Raw genomic sequence first — 26,034 nt, 5'->3', positions numbered from 1 at the left:
CATTTTCAAATCTCCTCTCCGTCGGGCATGAACATGGTTCCGACACCCTTATTGGTAAAGAACTCAAGCAGCAGACAATGCGGTATTCTTCCGTCAAGAATATGCACTCTGTGAACTCCCTCTTTTACTGCATTTGAGCAATTTTCAAGCTTGGGGAGCATTCCTCCGCCTATATTACCGCTCGCAATAAGCGCATCCGCCTCAGAGCAGGTAAGTCTTGAAATAAACGAGGATGGATCATTGATATCCCTGTAAACTCCCTCAATATCCGTAAGGAAAGCAAGCTTGTCGGCATTTACGGCTTTAGCTATGGCACAGGCCGCATCATCCGCATTTATATTGAAGGTCTCAAAGTTCTCATTCATTCCTACAGGTGCGATGATAGGCAGGTAATCATTGTCCATAAGATCGTAAAGGATCTTGGGATCTACCTTCTCGACATCCCCGACAAAGCCGATATCCTGACCTCCTGAAAGCTTCTTCTTAGCCTTCAAAAGTCCGGAATCCTTGCCGCTTATTCCGATTGCCTTAACGCCAAGCTCCTGAACCATTCTTACAAGGCACTTGTTCACCTTATTAAGAACCATCTCAGCTATCTCCATGGTCTCTTCATCGGTAACGCGAAGGCCGTTTACAAACTCCGCTTCCTTTCCGACTTTGCCTACCCACTTGCTGATTGCTTTTCCGCCGCCGTGGACGATAATGGGCTTGAAGCCGACGAGCTTTAACAGTGTCACATCCTTGATGACATTCTTCTGGAATTCTTCACTCTCCATAGCACTTCCGCCATACTTTACGACGATGATCTTACGGTTAAACTTCTGAATATATGGAAGTGCCTCGATCAGCACCTCAGCTTTTTTCATTACTTCCTGCATATCTGTATCCATGGTTCCTCTCCTTTTTCTTTAAATACCGGGTGTCAGCTTCTGTAATCAGCATTGATTTTTACATAGTCATAGGTGAGATCGCAGCCCCAGGCACAGGCCTCCTCACTTCCTGAATGCATATCCACCTTCGCGATAACCTCTTTTGCCGAAAGTACTTTAGATGCATATTCCTCATCAAAAGCCTGCGGCTCTCCGTTTTTAAATAACAATAGGCTTCCATCGCAGCTCTCAACCGAAAGCTCGATTTTATCCGGATCAAACAGTACACCCGAGTAGCCAAGTGCACATAAAATGCGTCCGAAATTAGCATCGTGTCCGTATATCATAGCCTTTGTAAGAGATGAGCAGATAACAGACTTTGCCAGTGTCCTGGCATTTTCTTTTGTATCCGCATTCATAACATGTGCTGTGAAAAGTGCGGTTGCACCTTCTCCGTCACCCGCAAGCTTTCTCGCCATCTCCTTACAGATAGTGAAAAGAGCTTCCTTAAAGGCTTCGTAATCCTGATTTTCTTCCGTGATCTCCAGATTTCCTGCTTCTCCGTTTGCAAGAACCATGAGAGAGTCATTCGTGGACATGTCTCCGTCAACGGAAATCATGTTAAAGGTATCCACAACCACTGTCTTCAAGGCCTTCTGAAGAAGTTCATGTGATATCGAAACATCTGTTGTTATAAATGAAAGCATTGTGCACATGTTAGGATGAATCATCCCGGATCCTTTTGCCAGTGCTCCCATGGCGCACTGCTTACCACCCACTTCAAATGTGACAGCCATCTGTTTGGGATAAGTATCTGTTGTCATTATTGCCTTCGCTGCATCTGTCCCGGCTTCTTCTGAATCCGAAAGCTGCGGAACCATCTGCGCAATGCCGCGCTTTATTGCATCCATGTTTATCTGCATACCGATTACACCCGTAGATGCGACCAGAACAGAATTCTCAGGAAGGTTCAGGAGCAGCTCAACCTCAGCAGCTGTATCAGCGCAAACCTTTTTGCCCTCCTCACCGGTACACGCATTGGCAATTCCCGAATTACCTACTATTGCATGTACGGGTTGAATTTCACTGCATATTTCCTTGTCCCAAAGGACCGGAGCCGCTTTTACCACGTTGCTTGTGAAAACGCCTGCTGCCGTGCAAGGTGACTCGCTGTAAATAAGCATCATGTCCTTGCGATCTTTATATTTTATATTTGCTTCTGCGCCTGCTGCCTTGAAACCTTTAGCAGCTGTAACACCACCTGTTATTATTTTCATGTTTTTCTCCTTATCTACCCTCATCCGTCAGCTTCGCTGACACCTTCCCCCTTAGGGGGAAGGCTTTAATATTTCTCACCCCCAGGGGAAGGCATTAGGTCTTAAATTCCAACAAATTCAGTGAAGTTATTTTCATTTAATGTAAAGTCGTAATAGTTCATGTCCGAGCGAAGCGTCCAGTTCATTCGCTGCCAGAAAGCATTCCCGACCTTGTTGGTAACAAACGCATTAAGGCAGACTTTGTTGATCTTCTCTTCCTTTAATCTCTCAATACAGAACTCAACCATCTTTTTGCCGATTCCATGACGCCTGTAATTTTTATTAACACAAACATGATAGAAACATGCTCGTCTCCCATCATGTCCGCAAAGAATGGCTCCGACTATCTTGTCGTCTTCAATGTCCACCGCACATGTATTTGGATTTCGATTGATAAATCTTGTTATTCCTTCCAGTGAATCATCAAGAGTTCTTAGTCCGAAACCCTCTATCGAATTCCAAAGAGCGTAAACTTCTTCATAATCATCTATAGTCATTACCCGTACCATGACGTTTCCTCCAAAAGCACTTAATATATAAGGTCCTCGCCAGGTTCTCTCATCACGGGAATGCCGGAACGAAATCAAGTCCCATGCTTTCCTCAAAGCCAAACATAATGTTCATGTTCTGAACAGCCTGACCGGCAGCACCTTTTACCAGGTTATCTATTGCTCCCATCATGATGACTCGACCTGTGCGCTCATCTATCTTGAAACCTATATCAACGAAATTGCTTGTCTCAACCCATTTTGTCTCCGGATATACACCATCAGGTAAAAGTCTGATAAACTTCTCATCCTTATAATATTTCTCATAAGCAGCCCTTATGTCACTTGCAGTGGGAAGCGATCCGTCCGCTTTTTTCATAAGTGATGCGTACTCTGTCGCAAGGATGCCTCGGTTCATGGGAATCAGGTGAGGTGTGAAGTTGATTGTAAATTCCTCACCTGCCGCATATCCAAGCTGCTCCTCAATCTCGGGTGTGTGTCTGTGATTGGTCACGCCGTAGGGCTTTACGCTCTCATTAACCTCACAGAAAAGGTTCGGTGTTTTCGCCCCTCTGCCTGCTCCGGAAGTACCGCTAAGCGCATCGACTATGAGTGTATTAGGATCAATGAGCTTCTCTTTAATAAGAGGATAAGCTGTTAAAATCGAGCAGGTTGTGTAGCATCCGGGATTAGCGATTAGTCTCGCTCCCTTTATCTTATCCCTGTTGATCTCACAGAGTCCGTAAACCGCTTCCTCTATATACTGGGGCGACTTGTGCTCGATGCCGTACCACTTTTCATATACGGAAACATCCTTAATTCTGAAGTCAGCCGACAGATCGATTATCTTAACCTTGCTCAAAATTTCATCATTAACAAGTCCTGCGCAAAGGCCCTGGGGAGTTGCCGTAAAAATAACATCCACTTTCTCTGCAAGCTCGTCCATGTTATCGTCGAGGCATTTCTCATCTACTATATTAAAGAAGTTTCCGTAAACGGAACTGAATCTCTCATCTATATAACTTCTGGAGCCGTACCACACGATCTCCGCCTGCGGATGGCTGTAAATCAGTCTTGCGATCTCCGCTCCTGCATAACCTGTAGCTCCGATAATTCCTACCTTAATCATTTCTGTGCCTTCCTTATAATGTATTATTCATTCAGCGTTTCTGAATCTTATGCATATTATTATGCATACAGGATTTTCTTAAAAGATCTCGTTTCCCCCGTATCATTTATTATATGCTTTGCACTTTAGTATAATCAACAAAACTGTTTTATGCAAGCATTATTTATATTTATGCACTTAAACCTGCATTTTATAAATTTTTATGCATAAAACACTTGCATTTAATCACAAGGTGGTGTATATTCCTTATAAATCGTTCAGATTTTTATACATCACGCATTTATTAAGGAGGAAAACATGGCTAAGGATAAGGTTATACTTGCATACTCGGGAGGACTTGATACAACAGCGATCATCCCGTGGCTTAAGGAAAATTATGATTATGAAGTAATCTGTGTCTGCATAGATTGCGGACAGGAAGAAGAACTTGACGGACTTGATGAGAGAGCTAAGAGCTGCGGAGCTTCCAAGTTATACATATTGGATGTTATCGATGAGTTCTGTGATGAATACGTTGTTCCCTGTGTTCAGGCTCACGCTGTATATGAGAATAAGTACCTTCTCGGAACATCCATGGCTCGTCCTCTTATTGCCAAGAAGCTTGTTGAAATCGCAAGAAAAGAAGGCGCAGTTGCTATCTGCCACGGCGCTACAGGTAAGGGCAACGATCAGATCCGTTTCGAGCTCGGAATCAAGGCTCTTGCACCCGACATCAAGATTATCGCTGCATGGAGAAGTGATAAGTGGAACATGGATTCCCGTGAATCAGAGATTGAATACTGCAAACAGCACGGCATCAATCTTCCCTTCTCAGCTGACAGCAGCTACAGCCGTGACCGTAACCTCTGGCACATCTCACACGAGGGACTTGAGCTCGAGGATCCCGGACAGGCTCCCAATTATAAGCACCTTCTGGTTCTCGGCTGCACACCCGAGGATGCTCCCGATGAGCCCACAACCGTAACCATGACATTTGAAGGCGGTGTTCCCAAGTCAGTTAACGGAAAAGAGATGAAGGTTTCAGACATCATCCGCACTCTCAATAAGCTTGGCGGTGAAAACGGAATCGGTATCGTAGATATTGTTGAGAACCGTGTTGTAGGTATGAAGTCCCGCGGCGTCTATGAGACACCCGGCGGAACAATCCTGTATGAGGCTCATCAGCAGCTTGAGGAGCTTATCCTTGACCGTGATACTTACACCATGAAGAAGGATATGGGCAATAAGTTCGCAGATCTTGTATATGAAGGAAAATGGTTCACTCCTCTTCGTGAGGCAGAACAGGCTTTCATCGAGTCAACCCAGAAGTACGTAACAGGAGAAGTTACCTTCCGTCTCTACAAGGGTAACATCATCAAGGCCGGCACTTCATCACCCTACTCACTCTACAATGAGTCAATCGCTTCCTTCAAAACAGGTGACCTCTACGATCACCACGACGCCGAGGGCTTCATCAATCTCTTCGGTCTCTCATGCAAGGTTCGCGCCATGAAGATGCAGGAAGTTGAGAAAAATAAATAATACTGAATAATAAACACCATCCCCCATATATATGTATAGATTCTCGTTCTCGTTGCGAAAAACGCATAATCGAACGAGTCTCTATACATATATATGGGGGATTCCTTCATAATCCAACATTATTCTTTTTCAGTTTTTCTGTTTCGCTGCGAGGCGTCTTCTGATCTCTTTTATGTTGCCTCTGTAGGAAAAGGCTACTTTGAGTTTTTTATCGGTATCCATGATAACCCAGCCAAAGCCTTCGTCCTTTATGTGATTTACGTTTATCATTGCATCCTGTGAAATAGGACAGATGGCTGTGAATATGGCACACTGCTCAAAAAGGTTGTAAATATCGGTGATAAGGTTGATGCTTCTGTTTTCTGTCAGATAAACAGTAAGCTGGTTCTCTCCTATCATCTCTGCGCAGATTATGTCATTTTCTCTGGCATAGATTGTCTGTCTCTCTCCGCGCATCTCAAGGGTTGGAATCGGATCGCCGAGTCTCTTTTCACACTCTGTCAGAATCTCCTCAAGATCCTTTACGCGGATCTGCTTATCAATAAAAAGAAGCTCATCATAGATGCCTGCTTCCTTTGCAAGAGTTTTGTAATCATGGCAAGAAGAACACATAACCACATTCTTCATCCCACCTATCTCAAACAGAAGCTTGGCAACATCCATGCCTGTCTTGAACCGCTCATCATCTTCATCGGGATTGGCCATATCTATGAAAATGATATCGTATACCTGCGGGAACCTTAAAAGTGCGGGAATATTACCATACAGATCGATGTAAAAATGCTCTTTTCCTTCCTTCTGATAGCGATCTGACTGGCGGCGCAAGAGGCGCTCCATCTGCTTTCTGTCAGCTATATTGTCATCAAAAACTGCTATATGCATTACAAAACCTCAAAAAACTTATCTGAAAAGTATCTCAAGCGGAGACATTTTTATCGCCACCACAATTCCAATCTGAGCGATGAGAATAAGCGGCATTCCTACCACAAAGTACCAGTGCTTGGTCTTGTGTCTGAAAATATACATACCAAGAATGCTTCCGATACTTCCGCCCATAAGCGCCAAGATAAACAGTACGGATTCTGGTGTCCTGAAGGAATTTCTCTTGGCCTTCCTTTTATCATTCCCCATCGAGATAAAACTGATGATATTTATGATTCCTATATAAGATAATAAAAATTTTAGTGAGTCCATGAATGATATTTTAATGCATAAAAAGCGGCGGCGCAATAAACAAAAGAGCCTTCAGTGAAAGTAATCATCTCACTGAAGGTTCTTGTTTTTCATCTAATTTTATCTTTTATTCTTGCATATAATCTGAAAATGTTAGAGCATACGAGTGTTCCTGCCGTAAATGTCAGAACGTTCATGACAAATCCGAATCTCTCATAATGCTTAAAGTGGATTATCAGATTTATAAAAAGCCAGTGATACAAGTACATCCCATAGGTGACATCTATTCTGGCTCTTTTTGCAGGCAGCGAATATGCCGCAGCTATAGTCAAAAGGCATGTAACTGTGCCGCGAAGGAAATCGGTGTAGTATCCGATTCCACTTGCAGGCAGGAAGTTTAGCCCGATCTGCACTGCCAAAAGAGCAATTGCCGCTTTTCCGATATGATCTTTCTTATATAATTCGCAGGTGTGAAACATAACTCCTACGAAGAACCAGAATGCATACGGAATAAAGGTGCGCTCGAGCAGTTTTTGCCAGGTCTCGGAAAGCTGCGGTGCCAAAAATCCGGATGCTATATTAAGTACTCCCAAAACCGCCACAACAACAAGCCAAACTGTCAGGTTTTTCCCATATCGCTTCAGAGCCTTTTTTACAAAAGGCAGTACTATATAGAGCTGGATAATTATGGTAAAGAACCACATAGTGCCATTCATGCTGCCGGTTGCAAAGTTTTTCAGGCAATCAGGCGTATTGGCAAATCCAAGGCCCTGAATAATAGCCCACTTTATCATCGAGCTGTCGTAGCGTTTTCCTACAACAAAATAGAACACCGCAACATATACAGCCATGCTGAGCCACATATCAATGTATATTCTGGCAATCTTCTTTTTTAAAAATACACCTACTCTTTCTCCATATCTTTCAAAAGATGCTGAAGCAAGAAATCCGGCTATGGTAAGCAAAACAACAGTCGGTTGGAAGAAAGTTGATATTCCGCGCAGAGTAGCGACCTGATTCGCGGACTGCGACGTATAATAATAGCCAACATGACCGGTATAATGGAGATACATCACACAAAATGCGGCAAAATAACGAATGAAGTCAAAAAAGTTTTCGGATTCTTTTCTGTTCATATAAGTCAGCCCTTTCAATCCTATCGTAAGCAAACAATCCGTTCTTTACGAAACGATTTTTTATTCATATTTAAATCTCAAGTCATTCCCCTTAGCGCAAACCAGAGCTTCCGCTCCCATTACAACCGGAAGCATCGGATCTATATGGCCTATATCGGCATCCATGATAATAGGAACATTAAGGCAGGAAACCACATCCGTCACTGCATTGTACTGATCTGCTCCCATCATCTCCTGTCCGAATGCTGTAAGCGGTCTTCCAATCACAAAGCCTGCTGCGCTGTCGAACCATCCCGCTTCTCTCATGTTCCATATTGCCCTTCGATAACTCATCGGAGTAAGGTCGCAGGCTTCAAGCACCCAGATTACATTCTTGTGGTCCCGGTTAAACTCCTTTACCTTATCAAACCTTGTACCCACCATATTGGCAAGAACGTCAACGCAGCCTCCAAGCAATATTCCACTCATTTTTATCTCGGTATCGGTACCTGCCTTTTCTGCCTTTCCGTTTTTACACAAAAAGCTTGTGAGCACTTTTTCCGAATTATATTCATAGGGTATATCAAAATCAATTTTCGAATATTCCGAAGGATCCAGATCACGGGGGAGCGGATTCTCTTCCTTTGCCGGATCTACAAATTTCTCATACCCCGAAAACTCCGTCTTTGTCCCCTCAAGAAGTGCCATGGCATCCTCTTCGGGGAGCTCCCATTTCTTGGAAAAACCGGAAATGCAAGGTCCGTAGATTTCCTGCACACCCGAGATCGTAACAAGCGGAAAAATAAAATTGGTATTGTCGGAATATCCGATGTACCACTTGGGTTTAGCGCCTGCAAGAGCCTCAAAATCCACGTTTGTTATGGTCTCATTCATGAGCTCTCCACCGCCTGCGGAAATGATTGCATCAATATCATCACTTTTATAAAAATCCACAAGCTCAGCTGCTGCCACCTTCGGATCGGTGTTTATCCCTATTCCGTCGTTTTTGAAAAGCGTATCGCCCTCTACTATCTTATAGCCTTTGTTTTCCAGATTTTTCTTTGAGAAAAAATACATCGAGTAATATGGCTCGCTCGATGGGCCAAAAGAAGGCGCCGTAATTCCTATTGTGTCACCGGGTTTGATATAGTCTGGTCGTTTAATCATGATGTCCTCCTGGTATTTCCCCTCATCCGGCGCTTCGCGCCACCTTCCCCCCAAGGGGAAGGCATCTTAAAGTTCTTCATAACTGATGCCGACGCTGTCAAGAAAGCGCTTCATATAGTCGTCCCAAATCTTTTCGTAGGATTTGTCCAGCGTGAAGCCCGAGAGGGCTGCTCCTGTAGTGAGGGTGATATGCCCCTCCTTGAATTTCAAGATAAAAACTAAAGACGACACAATCTTCCGCAGGTCATCAGGCAAAAGTTCATCCTTCCTGGGTGGTGCGACGCACATGATGAATTTGAAGGAAACCGGGGTGTTTTTACCCTTTATCAGTTCATAGCAGACAGGTTTAAGCTCGCTCCATTTGGAAAGCTCATATTCAGGCTTTTCGCTGTCACCCCCGAAAAACTCCCTATTCACATGTCCGTCAATTGTGTATGTATTCGCAATCTGCAGCTCTGCGCTCTCAAGCAAAAATTCATCAAAAACCTCAGATGCAAGGAGCACAGACATAAACTGTCTTGTGTTTTTTATCTGTAAAGCAATCATAAATGTTTATTCTTTCTTCTGCGCCGCCTTCTGTAGGCAATCTTTAGCGCTATATTTCTTATTACCAAAAAGCCGCTGACCACCATGGCAAAGACAAATCCAAGCGCACCAAGAACAGGGATTCCGAAAACCTGAGGTTTCATCTCTGTAAGGCACATGATACTGGATGAGATCAGAAGCGCTGCAACGCCAAGACCTATGACCACATTTCTGATAGATGAATAGATGAGTTCATCCACTTCCTTGGATGAGCTTATCGTGATATTCACTTTGCTCTGTCCGGCGAGGTATTCCTTCATCGCCTGCGCTGTCAGCGAAGGAAGTTCAATTCCTTTATCCGCAGCACGATAAAGTGCCCTGCCATATTTCATGAGTTCTTCCTTGATATCGAGATTCTCAATAAACTCATCAGTTATTCTGGCAGTCGCAATCTGGAGCATATTTATCTCAGGACTTATGGTTGCAAGTACGCCCTGCATGTGCGCAAGCCCTCTGCATAGAAGCGTCATTCCGTGTGGAAGCGCGATTCCGTTTTCCTTCATAATATCCATGAGGCACTGGAGCGCTGCAGCAATATCAAGACTTCCGAAAGATACCGAGCCATACTGCTCAATGAAGCCTTTCAAATCAATATAGAGCTTATCTCTGTCGGGAGTTCCGCTCACCTGTCCGAGATCGAGAACCGCATTTTCCACAGCCTGTATATCATGGAGGGCAATACCTCGAACGCCGCGAACCATCAGTCGTCTGTCTCTCTCGGAGAGTCTGCCCATCATGCCCATGTCAATCCAGATGATCTTCCCATCCCTTACTTTGACATTGCCAGGATGAGGATCCGCGTGAAAGAAGCCGTCATTCATAACCTGTTTGATAAAGTTGTTGACGAATTTTTCACCAATCTCATCTAGGTCATACCCATGCGCAGTGAGATACTCAACATCATCAATCGAGCATCCGTCAATGTACTCCATGACAAGAACCTTGTCCGTCGAGTACTCCGGAAACATCTTGGGACATCCAACATATCTGACATTCTTGTTGTTGCGGGCAAACTCAGCCATGTTGCAGGCTTCCGTGAAAAAGTCCATCTCCTCTTTGGCTACGGCCCACATCTCATCTAAAACCATATCAAGGTCCACGATATTCTTAAGATCTCCGACCGGCGGCATGAGTTTTACAAGTCTGTGCAAGAGGCTGATATCGCGGCTCATGATCTCATAAACGCCCTTTCTCTGGACCTTTATGATGACATCACCGATGCTGTCCTCTGATGATACATTCTTAAGCCTGGCCCTGTGCACCTGCGCAATCGAAGCCGAACCGAGGGGCTTTTCATCAATCCACTCGTAGATGTCCGTGCAGGGACTTCCATAGGAGTCCTCTATGACCTCGATCACCTCATTAAAGGGCATGGGCGGAACGTCAAAATTGAGCTTTGCGAGCTCATCACAATAACGCTTCGGCAGAATGTCGGAATGCATCGACATTATCTGACCAAGCTTGATGTATGTGGGACCAAGCTCCTCTAAGATTACACGGAGCTTCTCGGGTGATATTCCCCTTGTGATTTTATTTCTTGCGAGGACAGCCTTGATTTCCTTGAATCTTGCACTGTCCTCGGCACTTCTTTCTTTACCGGTCTCCTTTGAAGCGCTGCCGTTCTTTTCAGCCTCCGCCTTATCGGCCTGGGCGTCGGCAACCTGCCTCATTTTACTGACCAGATCTGTCAAATCAGCCATCTAAGTCACTCTTTATTTTCTGCTGCCGCAATAAGCTCCTTTAACTTAGCGAGCTCGTCTGCCGAAAGACCATCAACAACCTTGGAAAGATCCTTTTTCTCATCCTTCTTGGTGCTGTCCTTTACCGTGCGCTTCAACTCCTGATTGAGAGCCTTGCCCTGTTCAACGGTAATCTCACCCTTTTCAACCATCTCGTTTAAAAGCTCTCCGGCTTTCTCGGTCGTAAGAGCAACCGCTCCAACACCTGCAAGCAGTAATTTTTTCAATCCGTCTGTAAGATTTTCCATGGTTAAAACCTCCTCATAAAATTTTAAAAAATTAGCGTCCACAATTTAGGGAAGAAAATAATTCCGCCTATAATGGCCGCCATTATGGCACTCATTAACACTGCTCCTGCGGCTGCATCCTTGGCCTTCTTCGCAAGGGGCTTCCTCTCCTCGGTGACCAGATCCACCACTGCCTCCAGCGCTGTGTTCACTAATTCGAGACTCAACACAATTGCAAAGAGCACTATACAAAAAAGCCATTCTACAAGCGATATATGAAGCAGAAATCCAAATATCACTACCAATATAGTGACTGTGCAATGTATCTGCATATTCCGCTCATGAAGAATGGTATTGCCGATGCCCTCAAATGCATACCCGAAGCTCTTATAAAGTTTGTTCTTTTTCGTGTTTTTTGTGTCCATATTTACTTAATATTTTATCAAAAAAGTGAGAATTTATCCACTTTACGGCGGAAAAATTAAAGCCATGCGGAAACCACAGTGCGTAATTCCTTTTTTATTTACCCATATTGGTTTTCATGCTAGAATATGTCGTATAAAAAACCATGTGCAATTTTGATGCATAACCCCCATCGGAGGATAGGATAGAATATGAGTTATAAGATTGTTGTAGACAGCTGTACCGATTTGCCTGCAGAATACCATGTTGATAAGCGTTTTGAGATAATTCCGCTTATTCTTCAGGTAGGCGATTATACAGTTCTTGATGATGAGAATTTTGACCAGCTTGATTATATAAGACGCGTTGCCGAATGTGAGACCTGCGCCAAATCAGCATGTCCCTCACCCGACAGATATATGAAAGCTTACGAGTGCGATGCCGATGATATCTATGTTGTAACATTGTCCTCGAAGCTCAGCGGAAGCTATAACAGTGCTCTTCTTGCAAGAGATATTTATCATGAGGATATAGGAAAGAAAAACATTCATGTTTTTGATTCGCTCTCAGCCTGCTGCGGTCAGACCAATGTAGCCTTTAAGATTATGGAATACGCCGAGGCCGGTCTTCCCTTTAACGAAGTGGTCGAAAAGGTTGAGGCCTACAGAGATGGAATGGATACCTATTTTGTCCTGGATTCTCTTGATACTCTCAGGAAAAATGGCCGCCTCACAGGTATGAAAGCAATTGTGGCTTCAACTCTCAATATCAAACCCGTCTGCTATGCGATAGAAGGCACAATAGCCCAGTGTGGGCAGGGCATTGGTATGAAAAAAGCTCTTATCAAGATGGCTGATCTTGTCGCAAAAAGGACCAAGGATCCCGAGGAAAAGACACTCATGATCACACATATCAACTGCTACGAGAGAGCTGCCGTAGTTAAAAATCTGATTCTTTCAAAGGTAGCTTTCAAGAACGTCCTGATCGTCGATGGAGCAGGTGTTGCCACAACCTATGCAGGAGACGGCGGAATCGTCGTAACCTGCTAATAGCCATAAAAAAGCAAACAAAAAACTCTTCCCTTTGGATTACATGGGAAGAGTTTTGTTTTTTATTATGGTTTATCCGGCATATTTCTTAAGTATTTCTGTAAGTGAATCATAGGAGGCTTTGATCTTCTGATATAATTCGTCCGAACCTTCCAAAGATCCTGCTCTTAATATCTCAGTAAGCTCAAGTACATCAGGTCTCATAGCATCAAGTGCCAGGTTTCCGGTCACACCCTTAAGTGTATGACAGCCTTTAAAGGCTTCCTCTGCGTTTTTTGCCTGAAGTCCCTTTGTCATAGCAGCAAAACTGGGATCATTAAGGAATTTAAGCATGAATTTCTCAACAAGATCCTCATTCCCCATAAATCTGTCCTGAACATCAGGCCAGTTAACACCCCAGTCAATAAGTTCCTGTTTCATCTGTTCATTCATGAAATTCACCCTCATAGAAAAATTTGCCAGTGCTATTCCATTGCACCGCAAATGTCGATAGCTGATATTTATTATATCATTTTGCTTAATTTTGCGCCATGCCCGCCAGCTTCTCAGCCTGACTTGCGGTCGTAAGTGCATCTATAAGCTCCTCAAGGTCTCCGTCCATTATGGAATCAATCTTGTAAAGCGTAAGGTTTATGCGATGATCAGTGACTCTTCCCTGATGAAAATTGTAAGTTCTTATCTTCTCAGATCTGTCACCGGTTCCGACCTGGCTCTTTCTTAGAGCTGCTTCGGAGTCGTGAGCCTTCTGCTGCTCAAGTTCATAGAGCTTTGCACGAAGCACCTTAAGTGCCTTAGCCTTATTCTTTATCTGGCTCTTTTCATCCTGACAGGAGATTACGATTCCTGTGGGAATATGCGTAAGTCTTACAGCCGAATCCGTAGTGTTGACACACTGTCCGCCGTTACCGGAAGCTCGGAAAACATCGAATTTACAGTCGTTCATATCGATCTCAACCTCTACGTCCTCAACCTCGGGCATAATGGCAACCGTAATTGTTGATGTATGGATTCTTCCGCCCGACTCAGTTGCGGGTATTCTCTGAACACGGTGAACTCCGCTCTCAAATTTAAGTCTTGAATAGGCACCAGTTCCGGAAAGCATAAAGCTAACCGACTTCATTCCGCCGATTCCCGTATCCTCGACACTCATGGTCTCAATTCTCCAACCATGTCTGTCAGCATATCTGGTGTAAACCCTATACATATCAGCTGCAAAAAGAGCCGCTTCGTCACCGCCCGCACCGGCACGGATCTCCACGATAACATTTTTATCATCGTTAGGATCCTTGGGAAGCATAAGGAGTTTAAGTCTCTGCTCTATCTCAGGAAGCTCGTCCTTTGCCTCTGAAAGCTCCTGTCTCAGCATCTCCTTCATATCCTCATCAGACTCGGAGGACAGTAGCTCCTCACTATCTGAAATCGTCTCTTTGCACTTTTTATAATTGTTATATTCCTCTAAAATCGGAAGAAGGTCGCTCTGTTCCTTCATGAGCTCCCTGAATCTGTTCTGGTCTGATGCCACATCGGGCTCGCCCAGTTCCATGGTAATGTCCTCGTATCTGCGGACCATGTCTTCTAATCTGCTAAACATAATATTTCTCTCCTAATTAACTGCGATTATTATTAGTTACAAAAATAGCGCAGCTAATAGAAGCATCCGCTTACAACTCTGTCATTTCCGCCAAGATCCTTTATAACCTGAACATCTTTGTATCCGTTTGACTCCATAAGTTCCTTTACTGCTTCGCCCTGATCGTAGCCGATCTCCAGAAGAAGATATCCGTTTTTAAACAGATATTCCTTTGCTCCGGGCACAATCCTCTTGTAAAACGAAAGCCCGTCAGCGCTTCCGTCAAGTGCCATATAGGGTTCGTAGGTCTTTACTTCCGGCGCCAGAGTCTCTATGACATCCGTCGGAATATAGGGCGGATTCGATACTATAAGATCATATTTCTCCACCTGCTCCGGGAAAATATCGGCCTTTACTGCCTTGAATCTGTCAGATAATCCCAGCTTTTCGGCATTTTTCTCCGCAATCAAAAGTGCGGCATCGGACATATCCGTGCCAACAGCTTTGGTATCATTGCTGTACTTAAGAATACTAAGCGCGATACACCCTGAGCCCGTGCATAAATCCAGCACATTCATCCCGTCATGCAGATATCTGAGAGCTTCCTCCGCAAGAGTCTCTGTGTCCTGATTGGGAATAAGAACGTCTCCTGTAACATCAAATTCTATCCCCATAAACTCTGCGTTTCCGACAATATAAGCCACAGGTATTCTCTGCTCTCTTTTAGATAAAAAGTCCCTGTACCTTAAAATGTTCTCCTCTGAGACCTCCATATCACCGTGCGAAAGGAGGGTATTATGGTCGGTTCCGCACACATACTCGAGAAGGAGTCTGGCATCCAGTGCACTCTCCGGAACGCCTGCATTATTCAGTTTTTCCTCTCCCTCTTTATAAAGTGATGCGTAGTCCATAATTATTACTCTGCGATTTCTTCGTCGTCCTCAAACTTATATCCGAAGGAGTCCTCAAGGAACTCTCTCCAGTCAAAAACTGCTTCAACCGATTTAATTCCAACCTCGATCATCTCATCATCAGGCTCCTTAGTAGTGAGCATCTGAAGAAGGAGTCCCGGTGCGGAAATAATCTTCATGATAATATTGTTGCTTCTCCCTGCGAGTCTGATTATCTCATAGGAAATACCTGCTATTACGGGAATCAGTGCGATTCTTACAAGGATTCTCAGCGGTATCGACTGAACTCTGATAAAGAAGAACAATATAATGCTGACAAACATTACGAACAGAAGGAAGCTGCTTCCGCATCTCTTGTGAAGTCTTGTGCTCTCCTTTACATTTTCGAGTGTCAGCGGCTTACCCCTTTCAAGGCAATTGATACACTTATGCTCAGCACCGTGATATCTGAAAAGTCGCCTTATGTCCTTCATAAGTGAGATGAGAAGAACATAAAGGACAAAAATTGCGATTCTTATTCCGCCCTCAATAAGAACTACCACGGAATTATTCCTGATATAGTCATTAAAGAGTGAACTTAAATAATACGGAAGTACCATGAAAATTCCAATGGCGATCACAAATGCCACAACTGTTGTGATAGTCGTCGCCACTTTCTCCCTGCTCTCTGCGGCAATCGGGTCCTTTGCCTGTGCAATCTCCTCCTGTCCGAACAGTGATGCCGAAAAGTTAAGGGATTTCATGCCAAGGACAAGTGAATCCCAGAAAGCAAAAACTCCTCTTATAAAAGGAATATGTGTAAGTCCAAGGCTGTCACCCTTTCCAAGGTAATGATCAACCTCTACTGCAATCTCCCCGTTTTCCTTGCGGACCGCAACTGCGTACATATCCTTATTGCGCATCATAACTCCTTCGAGTACTGCCTGTCCGCCAATTCCTGAGTAATGAGTTATTTTTTTCTTTCCCATGTCGTCTCCTAGTATAAGTGATTGTGTGCAGAGCGCTTTTTATCATATAGAAATTACATCGTAATTTCTATATGATAAAAAGAGGTTGAGGCCTTAGCCTCAACCTCTTTGCATTTCCAGTGATCAATCGTTGTTAGCAGTCATACCATACTTACGGTTGAACTTATCGATACGTCCACGAGCAGCAGTTGCCTTCTGTGTTCCTGTATAGAAAGGATGGCACTTAGAGCAAATTTCTACGTGGATTTCCTTCTTTGTTGAACCAACTGTAAATGTGTTACCGCAGTTGCAAGTAACTGTTGCCTGATAGTATTCGGGCTGAATATCCTGTCTCATTTTCTCACCTCTTTTATATCAATGATTCTTAATATTTTTAAAATATTATACGTTAGTTACATCGCTGCCTAATCACAACAGCTTGTTTATTTTAGCATAATGTGAACTCTTTCGCAAGAAGATTTTTTATTTCACTGTAATCTTTATAGTCTCAGTAGTCTTCTTTGTTTTTCCGTATGCCGCAACTGTAACTTTAAATTTATATACTCCCTTGGGAGCACCCTTCTTCATTGTGACGGTGACTTTTCTGCCCTTAACCTTGAAATCGGCATATTTCTTAAGCTTCTTTGCGGATACGTTCTTAACTGTGATCTTGCCCTTAAGCTCGGGTGCCACTTTTATAGTAGCTTTCTGATTCTTTTTCTTAAGAACGGATACTTTGAAGGTGTCCTTGGAAGCTTTGATCTTTGATTCAGGCTCTTCATCAGCTTTAGTATCAGTAGATTTTTCGGTTTCCACGTCAGTAGTTTTTCCGGAATCGGTAGTATCTACTGTGGGCTGTTTCTTATCGGTTGTCTCTGCAGCTGTATTTTCGTTATTCATACCATTTTCGGTAACCTTGCCGCCTGCACCTGCTTCACTGTTTTCCTGATTACCATCGATCTGATCAGTTGCCTTTTTCTTTAAATAGTTTGTGCCGGTCTCATCAGCATAAAAGTATTCTATACCGCTTTGAAGCTTGCCATCCTCAAAATATTGATATCTGTACCCAATTGCAAAAACATACTTCTTGGAATTGTCGATTCCAAATACTCTCATCTTCGTGCAGGGAAGATCAGCACTTTCAGAGTACACTCCGCTATTGCTATTTTCGAGTTTTGAATAAGCATGTTCTATGTCTTTTGAATTGTCACTCTGCGGAACCTCTGTATATTTGACAGTAATAATTCCTGACCTCTGCATCTTTCCAAAATACTTTTCAAACACTGATTGGCTGATAAAAGCCTTTGAGCCCTCTGTCCAATCCAGTACTATTGTGCCGTTTTCTCTTTTCGCATAGCAATCATACATATATCCGGGCTGTTTGTTCGCGGAAATATCCTTGACTGCTGCCACTTTTCCGGAATCACCCTTTGTCTTAATCTTGTATGTAACATAGCATGTATCACAACGTCCACCCTGTGTCTGCCAGCCGCATCTCATTACTATATTGTACTGAGTTCCTGGTTTAAGGCCTGTGATCTTGTAGCTCTTTGCACCTTTATCTACCTTAATATCTCCCTGGTAGGCTTTTTGCAGTGCCTGACGCATATACGGTCCCTCATTATGGTCGGATCCGAATTTTGCCCAGTCTTCCTGAGCATCATAGTTAGACTCTTCAACACAACCTATTTCGATCAGATGTCTGTCAGCAGAAGGTATGACATTATTCTTGGTCCAGTCCAGAGTAATGCTGTTTTCATCTGAGGTAACAGAACACTCAGCATTTTTCCTCGAAGAACCTGCCCCGCTTGTATAGACCAGCTTACCTGTATGTGACGAATCCTCTCTGTTATTTTCGGAATATCCGGGGGTGTTATCTCCCACATCATCCGAATAACCGCCTTCAGGAGCGGTTCTAAGGCTTCCTGCCTCTATAAATTCATCAACATAAGAAGATTTATTTCCATCTGCCTTCTTGTAATCATACGTCAGCATAACAGAAACAGCATATGCAGTATCAGGTCTCAAGCCTGTGTATTTCTTAGAAGTATATTTCTCAGTGAAATTTCTTCCGATTTTTGTTGTGTTATTTCTTGCAGCAGAAAGCGCATCGCTCTCGCTTCCTGACTGCTCAACAATTGAACCTGTGACACTGAGAACAGACAGATTGCTGCCGCCTGCTTTCTTTACCTTCTCTTCCATCTGCTTAACTGCATCTGAAAAATCCACATAAAGTGTAGTATCCGAATGTCCTATCATTTTCATCGTATATGAGTTGTCGCTTCTGGTACTTACTACATTCCATATACTCGGAGAACTACTGTATCCCTCGATTTGAAATTTAATATCAACTCTGTAGGTCGTCGCCGGCTTAAGCCCTTCAACAGTGCTGTTGTAAGTTGTCCCAGGCACTGAATATGGTTTTATCAAGGACATACTTCTGCCATCCTCAGCCACTTCAAAAACCTGAATCTGAAAAGAATCATAGGAGCCTGATTTTCCACTCTTTTTATACGATTCCAGAAAGCTTTCTGCTGCCTCAGTCCAGTCGAATGAAATCGAATTCTGGGTAACCTCAGTGAAATAGAACTCCCCCTGAGCCCTTACATTAAAAGAAGTCATGCAAAACGCGCAGAAAAAAACGCATAGCATGACTATACACGTTGAAACTTTTACTCTCTTCATACCTTCCTCCCAAATATAGCTTTCCCCCTAGGAAAAATTATATATTAGGCCGGTATGATTGTCTCCTTAAGAATTGCTTAATTTTGGAGCACCATGAGAAAAAGTAAATAAAATGCGGTTTCCGGCGTTTTGGTATACTTGATACCAAAATGGAAAAAAGCCGCAAATATTTACTTTCATCATAGAGCCTGCCACATACTCTTTATGAAGATTTATGCAGATAAACCTTTGTAATAGTTCCGTCATCATTATCCGAAACAAATTGTATGGTATGGAAATCTTCTTTAGTGCTATCTGAAAATTTGATTATTATGTTCCTCAATGTTTTATCAGTATATGTAACCTCTCCATAGCGCCAATTTTCATCTCTTGTTTCAGATTCTACATATTGTACTGTCCCGTTTTGAAAGTCTACAGTCTCGTTACTTAGAGTCAGCTCATAAAGGCCCGGGTAAAGAGAATTAGTTACTTCTTCAATATTATTCCCAATGTAGCCGCACATTATGTATTCACCTACAGGCACATACGAACCGGGATTTAGTTTTATAGACTCATTTTCATCTCTGATATCCTGTATATTAATATACTCTTTTTCATCAGAATACTTCGTCCATAAAAATCGTTCTTCATTATCTTCAACTGTCAAGCTATCAAACGTTAAGCCACTTGTATTATTCACTATATTCTTTTCATACTTACAGTTTTCATATAAAGGCGTCCACTCCTCTTCACTTCTTCCTGTGAGAAAGTAATCCTGCATAAAATCAGATTTATGTTCCTTCATATCAATGCCATCATTATATTCCCATTTTGAAAAGCGCATATTCTCCGCCATCCAACTTTTTTTATGAGCAATATTAGCACCTGATACTGGTCCGTCATAGCTTTCCAATTGGTAGTTGCTGCCGTCATATTCGATATAATATTCAGGTTCTGCCTTAGCATTATACTGAGCTTCAATATCTTCCATATGCCCTAATATCTTTTCATAGCTTAGATCTTCCAAGTCCATATCATAGACTTTAATATCCTGAACAAGTACAGATGGCTCTATTCTTACATCTACATAATTTGTAGCCCGATTATTATAAGCTATAGTTCCAGCCACCGCACCAACCACTACCGCAGTAGTCGTTGCGCCAGCTATAAACTTTGTTTTTGCAGAGAATACAGCAACTTTTTTCCCTATGCCACCAACTGCATGAGATGCTATAGCACTACTAAGCGACGCACTCATTGCTGGAACAGTAATATCGGCAGCAAATAGTTCCATCTCTTTTCTGAAAAAATAGAGCATAAATGGAGCAAAAGAATACAGTTTTATACCTTGCTTCTTCTCTACATCTCCAACCGCTTCTTTTATTTTTGCTTTGGCTCTGTTCAAATGTGACTTAACAGTATTTACCGGAATTCCAAGCTCTTCTGCTATTTCATCCTGTTTTTGTCCGTTATAGTAGAACCCAATAAGACAAGCTCTTTGGACATCCGTTAGACCATCAATCATTTCGCGAATCATCATGATCTTTTCACGATTATCAATTATATTCTCCGGTATGATATTCTCATCATCAGGCAAGTCATCAAAGAAATCGCAATCAGACTCATTTGCATCTTCAAGTACAAGAATATCCCTGTTCTTTTTCTTCAATAGAGCAAAGGCCTTTCGATTCGCTATTGTAGACGCCCATGAAAGAAAGTCCTTAGGATTTTTCAGCTGTCCTATGCTTTTGTATATCTCCGTATATGTTTCCTGAAGGACATCTTTGGCTATTTCTTCATTTTTTACAATATGTATTACACAAGTGTAAAGATATTTATAACTATCTTCGTATATTTCGTTAAATGAATCTCTGTTGCCATTTTGCAATTCGGCAACAAGTTGCTGTAGTTCTTCACTTGTTTTCATCTATTCTGCCTCCAATGCAAAAAGTATCCTTTATAGTTTTGAATAATAATATTATTATTCAGGCTATTCTATTTGTTTTGCTTGCGATAATGCTATATATCCCATTATTTCAGGCTCTACAAGCTCTCCCCATATGGTCCCGTTCGAATCAACATGGCATTCGCCTATATGTAATAATGTATTATTGGGAATCTGATCAACAATGGCATATTCTGTGCCACAGCCTTCCCTGACATTAACATATCCGTCTGGAGCATCCACAACAACTGTAAAGCCCTCATTGTTATACACATCGACATTATACCCTGCAGCATTCATAGCATTCTGAAGAGTTTCGTAATCGCCATCAGGGCCTCCCTCAGGATCAATCTCATCATCCAAATCAGTTTCTGAATCAGTACTGAATGAAGGAGTAACCATTCCATCAGGCTTTAGGTCCGGATCGTACCCAATGGACTCAAGGCCTATTTCATCTTTATGGTTCATTATTGTTCTATAGATTCCCTTATTCATTCCAAAACCATATACAATACTGCTGATTACACGCTCCTCAAAAACAGGGCCATGCCCATATACTCTTCTCGCCTCAATATATGCATCTTCATCTATTTCTACTTCATCCTTAACATGATGAACTGTATAATTTTCATCCTGCCATCGCTCCAATGTTGTAAGCAGCCATCTTGCTCCGTACCGATTATAAACATAATATTCAGTATGGTTATGCGGTTCACTGGACTTCAAACTTTCAGGATCACTCTCATAAATTAAGGTTCCTTCATGAGATCCATAATTCTCCGGCTTGTCATCAGTTATAATTCTCCGCAGTTTCGCGTCCTTTTTGTCATATGTATATCCCCATATTCCCCAATCAGCGATGAGGAACATCTCATCAAGTGCATCCATCGTTATATCACTATACTTAATATCAGAATAGTCAGAAATATACTCTGTTCCCGCCTCAATGAACTCTCCCGGAAGCCTTCCGTTCAAATATAGATAATAAGCCTGATAGCAATCAGGATAAAAGCGATATCCTTCATCATATTTCCAGTCCCATTTAGTATATCCATAGTCATTTTCTGGTTGGTCATCATTTTCATCAGGGACATCCTCAAAAGTCACGTCATTAGCTCCAAGCAATCCCCATTTCTTACTCCCTTCAGTAATGTCGTTATAAACACCTATGATTGGAAGATCTTTTATTTTTTCATCAAAATCCTCATCTCCGCAGATTTTTGCCCTCTCATCACTAACAAATTCAACTTTCAGCTGTTTGCCATTATCATCTTTGAAAACTGTTTCATACCCGGTATAAGTATTTGACGTAAAAGTGACCCCAAATAATTTTTCAAATCCACGAACTGTAGTAGGTATATGAACTCTGACGCCTTTGACATAGAAGCATCTCTCCGGAAATAGCGGATTATAGTCATCACTTTCCAAGAACTCTTTGTCAAAATTTTTTATCCATATCTCATCAATTATAGTTGCGGTATCTTCCGGTACCACTTTCTCAGAAGCTTCTTCATTTGTATCTTCAATCGGCTCTTCATTCAACTCTTCATTCTGCTCTTCATTATATTCATCATCTGAAGTGTTCTCATTTATTTCCTCCCTGACCGATTCCGTAGGCGCAGATTCTCCCGCTGTTTGCTGCGCCACCGTCTTATCAGCCCCACAACCTGCCAATATCAATTCTGAAATTAGAATACTTATAATCATTGATGTTCTTTTCATTTTTTCTGATCCCTTTTTTATATATCATTCCTATTTCTATAATTCCTTTTATAAGTTTACTTCCCGCTCTTTATTCTACGAATATCTATTTTTGACTCTTGCGCCAAAAGCATCTTGTCTTCAGTGCTGCCCTGCACCTCTATACTCTGTCCCTCTCGCAGGAAAATTACATCCTTTACCGCCTGCCTACCGACAGATCTGACATGATGCTTTTCCTGCCCCTGAAGTACGTTGTACATAACTGTGTTATCAGCAACTATTATTTTCCCTTCAACTCTGCCGCATATAATCATATTTTACCCCCTTTCCACCTATATTCTCCAGAATATACAATTCTTAATAAACTTTTCATGAACCGATTACTATTTCATAATCTTAATTCCTTTTGTAATCTTCCCTTTTAAAAGTCTTTTGTAACCAGTCAGTTTAGATGAAGGTACCTTTACCTTTCCTTTTTTATTAGTTGTGAAAAAGGCTTTCTTTCCGACCTTTTTTAGATTTTTAGACTTTATGCTTACCTTTTTAAGACTTGAGCATCCTGAAAATGCCCGGCTGCCTATTTTTTTAACATTTTTCCCAATCGTAACCGTTGTAATTGATTTATTGCCTGCAAATGCATCATCAGCTATAGATGTAACTGAAAAATTGTAGCCCTTGATTACTACGCTTTCAGGGATATGAAGATTCCCCGAATTAAATGTCTGATCAGTTCCGACTGCTTCAACCTCACCGCAACCATTAGAACCATTTTTTCTTATTCTGTATTTAATGCCATTCACAACATGTTCGGAAGAACGTGTAAGAGGAGATGTGAACAGGATGTTTCCGGTACTATACATTTTGGTAAATGATGCTCTGCTGTTAAAATACGAGTAATATGTCTGTCCGCAGAACAGCTCAAAATTGACAGTATTTTCCGGGTAACCAAAGCCTCTCAGTGTAGAATTATTACCTTTCACAATAAGACAGTTCACTCCGCCATTTCCTTCAGCAATATTTTTCTCATTGCCGTTTGCATATGCTTTTATAATGAATTTATCAAATGATGCAAGTGAATTGTATGAGTTATACTTTTCGATATTATTCCATGTAAAGGTCAAATCCCCATTGGAGTTCTCAGCCATAGCAAATCCGGAGGCAACCCTAAAAGGCACAAATTCAACACAAATACTTGATACCTTGTTGTAATTCCATGATTTAAGTCCGTCATATGCGCCAAATTGAATATAATAATCAGCATTTTTATTAAGATTTGAAGCAACAATAACCGCATCGAGCATCAACGCCTTTTTATCATTTAGTGAGTATTCTTCAAATATAGACATGCGTCCGTTCTTACCGTCAATTCCCGCAACTTTATTTGTATATCCATCCATCACCGTTAATGTGGAGTATGCTGCTGCCCGGGCCGATCCACCCTGTCCGCCTTCGATAGCCGTCCTGAAGCTTATCAGATAAACGCCATCCAGATTACCGGTTTTAAATCTATAGAATTTTTTCATATCATCTGTATAAGTCTCTCTATAATAGACATTCCCAAGTGATATTTCAGGTGCATTCATCTGAATATCAGAACCGGATTTGTAATAGGCCGCCTTTACCTGTTTAGGAACCAATAACAAAACTGCAACTGCAAATAAACATAAAACATAATTGACTCTTTTCTTCATAGTAATTCTCTCCTTTTAACTCTTTTATATATGTTTTGTAGGCCTTACATTTATATAGAGTGAGAGGATTTTTAAAAAGTTGCAGTCAAAATAAAAAAAATAAAAAAAATCGGCAAACTTTTTTCAGAATGCCGATTTTCTCTAATCTTCAACGTATTTTTTATAGCTATTTTATGTCTTTAACATATTTCCTGATCTTGTTTTTGAGCCTCTGAAGTGCATTATCAGTGGACTTTTCATCTCGTCCGAGGACTCTTGCGATTTCCACATAGCTCATGCCGGTCAGATGGAGTTCCAGGACTGCCTGTTCAAAATCGCTCAGGCCGTTTTCAATGAATTTTTCGATATCTCTGGTGTTCTCGCGATCGATCATCATAGATTCCGGATCGTTGTCGTTTATATTTTCCAGAACCTGATCCAGCGAAAACTCCTTGTCCTCCTCGGAATCTCCGAGTTTGGAGTAAAGCGAAATGTAGCCGTTAAGCGGAGCGTGCTTTTTTCTGTTGGACGCCTGAATTGCGGTGTACATCTGCCTTGATATGCACAGATCCGCAAAGGTCTTGAAGCTGGCATCACGTCCTGCATCGTAGTCGCGGACAGCCTTAAACAGGCCTATCATACCCTCCTGAATGAGGTCATCCTTGTCTGCCCCGAGAATATACATGGATGCAGCCTTGGTCCTGACCAGATTCTTATACTTATTCATTATGTAGTCTGTTACGTCCGATTCCCCGTCCCGAAGCCTTGTGATAAGCTCCTCATCGGTCTCATCGCCGGTTATTTTTGACATGTAAATCCCTCATAAAAAATTGTGAATTCTGATACTTTTTTATTTTCCGTATCCACCGCGCTGTCTTACGATTTCAAAGCCGAGAACTCCCGCAGCCACCGAAGCGTTGAGAGAATTGATCTCTCCCTTCATGGGAATGGCAGCGATCATGTCGCATTTTTCACGTACAAGCTTGCTCACCCCGGAGCCCTCGTTTCCGATTACAAGTCCGATGGAGCCCTTGAGATCGAGGTCGTACATAGGCTGTCCGTCCATGTCGGCGCATACAAACCACATGCCGCGGTCTTTAAGGTCCTCAATTGTTCTCGCCATATTGGTTACCTTAACCACCGGTGTATAATTAAGCGCGCCGGCACTGGTCTTGGCAACAGTTGCGGTAAGACCGACCGCACGGTTCTTCGGGATTATAACCCCGTGAGCTCCGGCAATATTGGCTGTTCTTATAATCGCGCCGAGATTGTGCGGATCTTCAATATTATCCAACAAGAATACGAAAGGTGATTCGCCCTTTTCCTCAGCAAGGTTGAATATGTCATCAATTTCTGAGTATGAATAAGCCGCCGCATAGGCAATTACTCCCTGATGCGCACCTGTCTCTGAAATCTGATCAAGTCTGTCCCTTGAAACAAACTTCATCATGATTCCGGCTTTTTTGGCTTCTTTTCTTATCGTCGCGATCGGGCCGTCCTGACATCCGTCAAGGATCAGAATCTTATCTATTGTCCTGCCGCTTCGAAGCGCCTCTATTACAGCATTTCTGCCCTCGATGGTGAGGCTTTCAATGTCATTTTCCTCTCTTCTGGTATGCTTGTCATTTCTTGAATGTTTGTAGTCGTTTCTCTGATTATCTCTCATATTTTCACCTATTGAGCCGTTTCTCTGTTTAGTTGCTTAGGCTCTGTATCTTGCTATTATTTCTTGTTTTAGTCTATTCTTACCCATATTGTTTTGAATTTGATACTTTCTTGGTATGAATTCTTCTACTAATTACCAAGATTAGTTTGTTTTCTTGATTATCTTGGTCCGGGAAAAACT

At 42.3% G+C, this 26,034-nt stretch carries 26 protein-coding genes; 2 read left to right on the top strand and 24 right to left on the bottom strand.

Annotated elements, in window-relative coordinates:
* Nucleotides 1-5: 5 nt before the first annotated feature.
* The 4 genes from argB to argC all read right to left on the bottom strand — a co-directional run bounded on the left by argB (nucleotide 6) and on the right by argC (nucleotide 3,802).
* Complete coding sequence (gene argB, locus G630_RS0106015) at nucleotides 6-890, bottom strand: acetylglutamate kinase (protein ID WP_026498064.1); 885 nt, start codon at nucleotides 888-890, stop codon at nucleotides 6-8.
* A gap of 32 nt (nucleotides 891-922) precedes the next feature.
* The gene (argJ, locus tag G630_RS0106010) at nucleotides 923-2,146 is read right to left on the bottom strand and encodes a bifunctional ornithine acetyltransferase/N-acetylglutamate synthase (protein WP_026498063.1); all 1,224 of its coding nucleotides are present in this window, start codon (nucleotides 2,144-2,146) and stop codon (nucleotides 923-925) included.
* Between the two features lie 101 nt (nucleotides 2,147-2,247).
* Nucleotides 2,248-2,694, bottom strand: coding sequence for a GNAT family N-acetyltransferase (locus G630_RS0106005; protein ID WP_026498062.1), 447 nt, complete (start codon nucleotides 2,692-2,694; stop codon nucleotides 2,248-2,250).
* A 52-nt stretch (nucleotides 2,695-2,746) separates the two neighbouring features.
* The gene (argC, locus tag G630_RS0106000) at nucleotides 2,747-3,802 is read right to left on the bottom strand and encodes an N-acetyl-gamma-glutamyl-phosphate reductase (protein WP_026498061.1); all 1,056 of its coding nucleotides are present in this window, start codon (nucleotides 3,800-3,802) and stop codon (nucleotides 2,747-2,749) included.
* 297 nt (nucleotides 3,803-4,099) lie between these two features.
* Between argC and G630_RS0105995 the strand changes: the two genes are divergently transcribed.
* On the top strand, nucleotides 4,100-5,323 hold the full coding sequence (locus tag G630_RS0105995; protein ID WP_022762872.1) for an argininosuccinate synthase: 1,224 nt from the start codon (nucleotides 4,100-4,102) through the stop codon (nucleotides 5,321-5,323).
* A gap of 129 nt (nucleotides 5,324-5,452) precedes the next feature.
* On the opposite strand, the gene G630_RS0105990 is transcribed toward G630_RS0105995, so the two are convergent.
* From G630_RS0105990 to G630_RS0105955, 8 genes are all read right to left on the bottom strand, one after another.
* Complete coding sequence (locus G630_RS0105990) at nucleotides 5,453-6,205, bottom strand: hypothetical protein (protein ID WP_026498060.1); 753 nt, start codon at nucleotides 6,203-6,205, stop codon at nucleotides 5,453-5,455.
* Between the two features lie 18 nt (nucleotides 6,206-6,223).
* Complete coding sequence (locus tag G630_RS0105985) at nucleotides 6,224-6,517, bottom strand: DUF1294 domain-containing protein (protein WP_022762874.1); 294 nt, start codon at nucleotides 6,515-6,517, stop codon at nucleotides 6,224-6,226.
* An 89-nt stretch (nucleotides 6,518-6,606) separates the two neighbouring features.
* The gene (locus G630_RS23410) at nucleotides 6,607-7,632 is read right to left on the bottom strand and encodes an acyltransferase family protein (protein WP_049946114.1); all 1,026 of its coding nucleotides are present in this window, start codon (nucleotides 7,630-7,632) and stop codon (nucleotides 6,607-6,609) included.
* A 60-nt stretch (nucleotides 7,633-7,692) separates the two neighbouring features.
* Nucleotides 7,693-8,778 (bottom strand): S66 family peptidase, encoded by a 1,086-nt coding sequence (locus tag G630_RS0105975; protein WP_081667814.1) that lies wholly within the window; start codon nucleotides 8,776-8,778, stop codon nucleotides 7,693-7,695.
* A gap of 66 nt (nucleotides 8,779-8,844) precedes the next feature.
* Nucleotides 8,845-9,324, bottom strand: coding sequence for a DUF5721 family protein (locus G630_RS0105970; protein WP_026498058.1), 480 nt, complete (start codon nucleotides 9,322-9,324; stop codon nucleotides 8,845-8,847).
* Nucleotides 9,321-11,063: an ABC1 kinase family protein gene (locus G630_RS20925; RefSeq protein WP_242829910.1), complete on the bottom strand. Its 1,743-nt coding sequence runs from the start codon at nucleotides 11,061-11,063 to the stop codon at nucleotides 9,321-9,323. The genes G630_RS0105970 and G630_RS20925 overlap by 4 nt, the downstream gene beginning before the upstream one ends.
* Nucleotides 11,064-11,068: 5 nt before the next feature.
* Nucleotides 11,069-11,350, bottom strand: coding sequence for a phasin family protein (locus G630_RS0105960; protein ID WP_026498057.1), 282 nt, complete (start codon nucleotides 11,348-11,350; stop codon nucleotides 11,069-11,071).
* A gap of 23 nt (nucleotides 11,351-11,373) precedes the next feature.
* Nucleotides 11,374-11,754, bottom strand: coding sequence for a diacylglycerol kinase family protein (locus tag G630_RS0105955; RefSeq protein WP_026498056.1), 381 nt, complete (start codon nucleotides 11,752-11,754; stop codon nucleotides 11,374-11,376).
* Nucleotides 11,755-11,943: 189 nt separating this feature from the next.
* Here G630_RS0105955 and G630_RS0105950 point away from each other — a divergent pair, with 189 nt between their 5' ends.
* Nucleotides 11,944-12,780, top strand: coding sequence for a DegV family protein (locus tag G630_RS0105950; protein WP_022762879.1), 837 nt, complete (start codon nucleotides 11,944-11,946; stop codon nucleotides 12,778-12,780).
* 72 nt (nucleotides 12,781-12,852) lie between these two features.
* Here G630_RS0105950 and G630_RS20920 read toward each other — a convergent pair whose 3' ends face one another.
* The 12 genes from G630_RS20920 to rlmB form a co-directional block, all read right to left on the bottom strand.
* Nucleotides 12,853-13,212: an Hpt domain-containing protein gene (locus G630_RS20920; protein WP_022762880.1), complete on the bottom strand. Its 360-nt coding sequence runs from the start codon at nucleotides 13,210-13,212 to the stop codon at nucleotides 12,853-12,855.
* Between the two features lie 85 nt (nucleotides 13,213-13,297).
* Nucleotides 13,298-14,371, bottom strand: coding sequence for a peptide chain release factor 1 (prfA, locus tag G630_RS0105940; RefSeq protein WP_026498055.1), 1,074 nt, complete (start codon nucleotides 14,369-14,371; stop codon nucleotides 13,298-13,300).
* Between the two features lie 53 nt (nucleotides 14,372-14,424).
* Complete coding sequence (gene prmC, locus G630_RS0105935; RefSeq protein WP_026498054.1) at nucleotides 14,425-15,261, bottom strand: peptide chain release factor N(5)-glutamine methyltransferase; 837 nt, start codon at nucleotides 15,259-15,261, stop codon at nucleotides 14,425-14,427.
* Between the two features lie 5 nt (nucleotides 15,262-15,266).
* Nucleotides 15,267-16,229 carry a DUF1385 domain-containing protein gene (locus G630_RS0105930; protein WP_026498053.1) on the bottom strand — a complete coding sequence of 321 codons (963 nt, stop codon included), beginning with the start codon at nucleotides 16,227-16,229 and terminating at the stop codon, nucleotides 15,267-15,269.
* A 123-nt stretch (nucleotides 16,230-16,352) separates the two neighbouring features.
* A complete protein-coding gene (rpmE, locus tag G630_RS0105925) occupies nucleotides 16,353-16,565 on the bottom strand; it encodes a 50S ribosomal protein L31 (RefSeq protein WP_022762883.1) in 213 nt (70 codons plus the stop codon).
* Between the two features lie 126 nt (nucleotides 16,566-16,691).
* Nucleotides 16,692-18,893, bottom strand: coding sequence for a fibronectin type III domain-containing protein (locus G630_RS0105920; protein WP_026498052.1), 2,202 nt, complete (start codon nucleotides 18,891-18,893; stop codon nucleotides 16,692-16,694).
* Nucleotides 18,894-19,095: 202 nt separating this feature from the next.
* A complete protein-coding gene (locus tag G630_RS0105915) occupies nucleotides 19,096-20,799 on the bottom strand; it encodes an RNA polymerase sigma factor (protein ID WP_026498051.1) in 1,704 nt (567 codons plus the stop codon).
* Nucleotides 20,800-20,862: 63 nt separating this feature from the next.
* Complete coding sequence (locus G630_RS0105910; protein ID WP_026498050.1) at nucleotides 20,863-22,539, bottom strand: hypothetical protein; 1,677 nt, start codon at nucleotides 22,537-22,539, stop codon at nucleotides 20,863-20,865.
* Nucleotides 22,540-22,595: 56 nt separating this feature from the next.
* A complete protein-coding gene (locus G630_RS0105905; RefSeq protein WP_026498049.1) occupies nucleotides 22,596-22,832 on the bottom strand; it encodes a hypothetical protein in 237 nt (78 codons plus the stop codon).
* Between the two features lie 69 nt (nucleotides 22,833-22,901).
* Nucleotides 22,902-24,209, bottom strand: a complete 1,308-nt coding sequence (locus tag G630_RS0105900; RefSeq protein WP_026498048.1) for a leucine-rich repeat protein — start codon at nucleotides 24,207-24,209, stop codon at nucleotides 22,902-22,904.
* 166 nt (nucleotides 24,210-24,375) lie between these two features.
* Nucleotides 24,376-24,999: an RNA polymerase sporulation sigma factor SigH gene (sigH, locus tag G630_RS0105895; protein WP_026498047.1), complete on the bottom strand. Its 624-nt coding sequence runs from the start codon at nucleotides 24,997-24,999 to the stop codon at nucleotides 24,376-24,378.
* Nucleotides 25,000-25,038: 39 nt separating this feature from the next.
* Nucleotides 25,039-25,854 carry a 23S rRNA (guanosine(2251)-2'-O)-methyltransferase RlmB gene (gene rlmB / locus G630_RS0105890; protein WP_081667813.1) on the bottom strand — a complete coding sequence of 272 codons (816 nt, stop codon included), beginning with the start codon at nucleotides 25,852-25,854 and terminating at the stop codon, nucleotides 25,039-25,041.
* Nucleotides 25,855-26,034 lie beyond the last annotated feature (180 nt).

Origin of the sequence: Butyrivibrio sp. WCD2001 (assembly GCF_000424485.1) — a bacterium.
In the GTDB taxonomy this organism is placed as follows: Bacteria; Bacillota; Clostridia; order Lachnospirales; family Lachnospiraceae; genus Butyrivibrio.
This window is presented reverse-complemented; position numbering and strand designations above follow the sequence as displayed.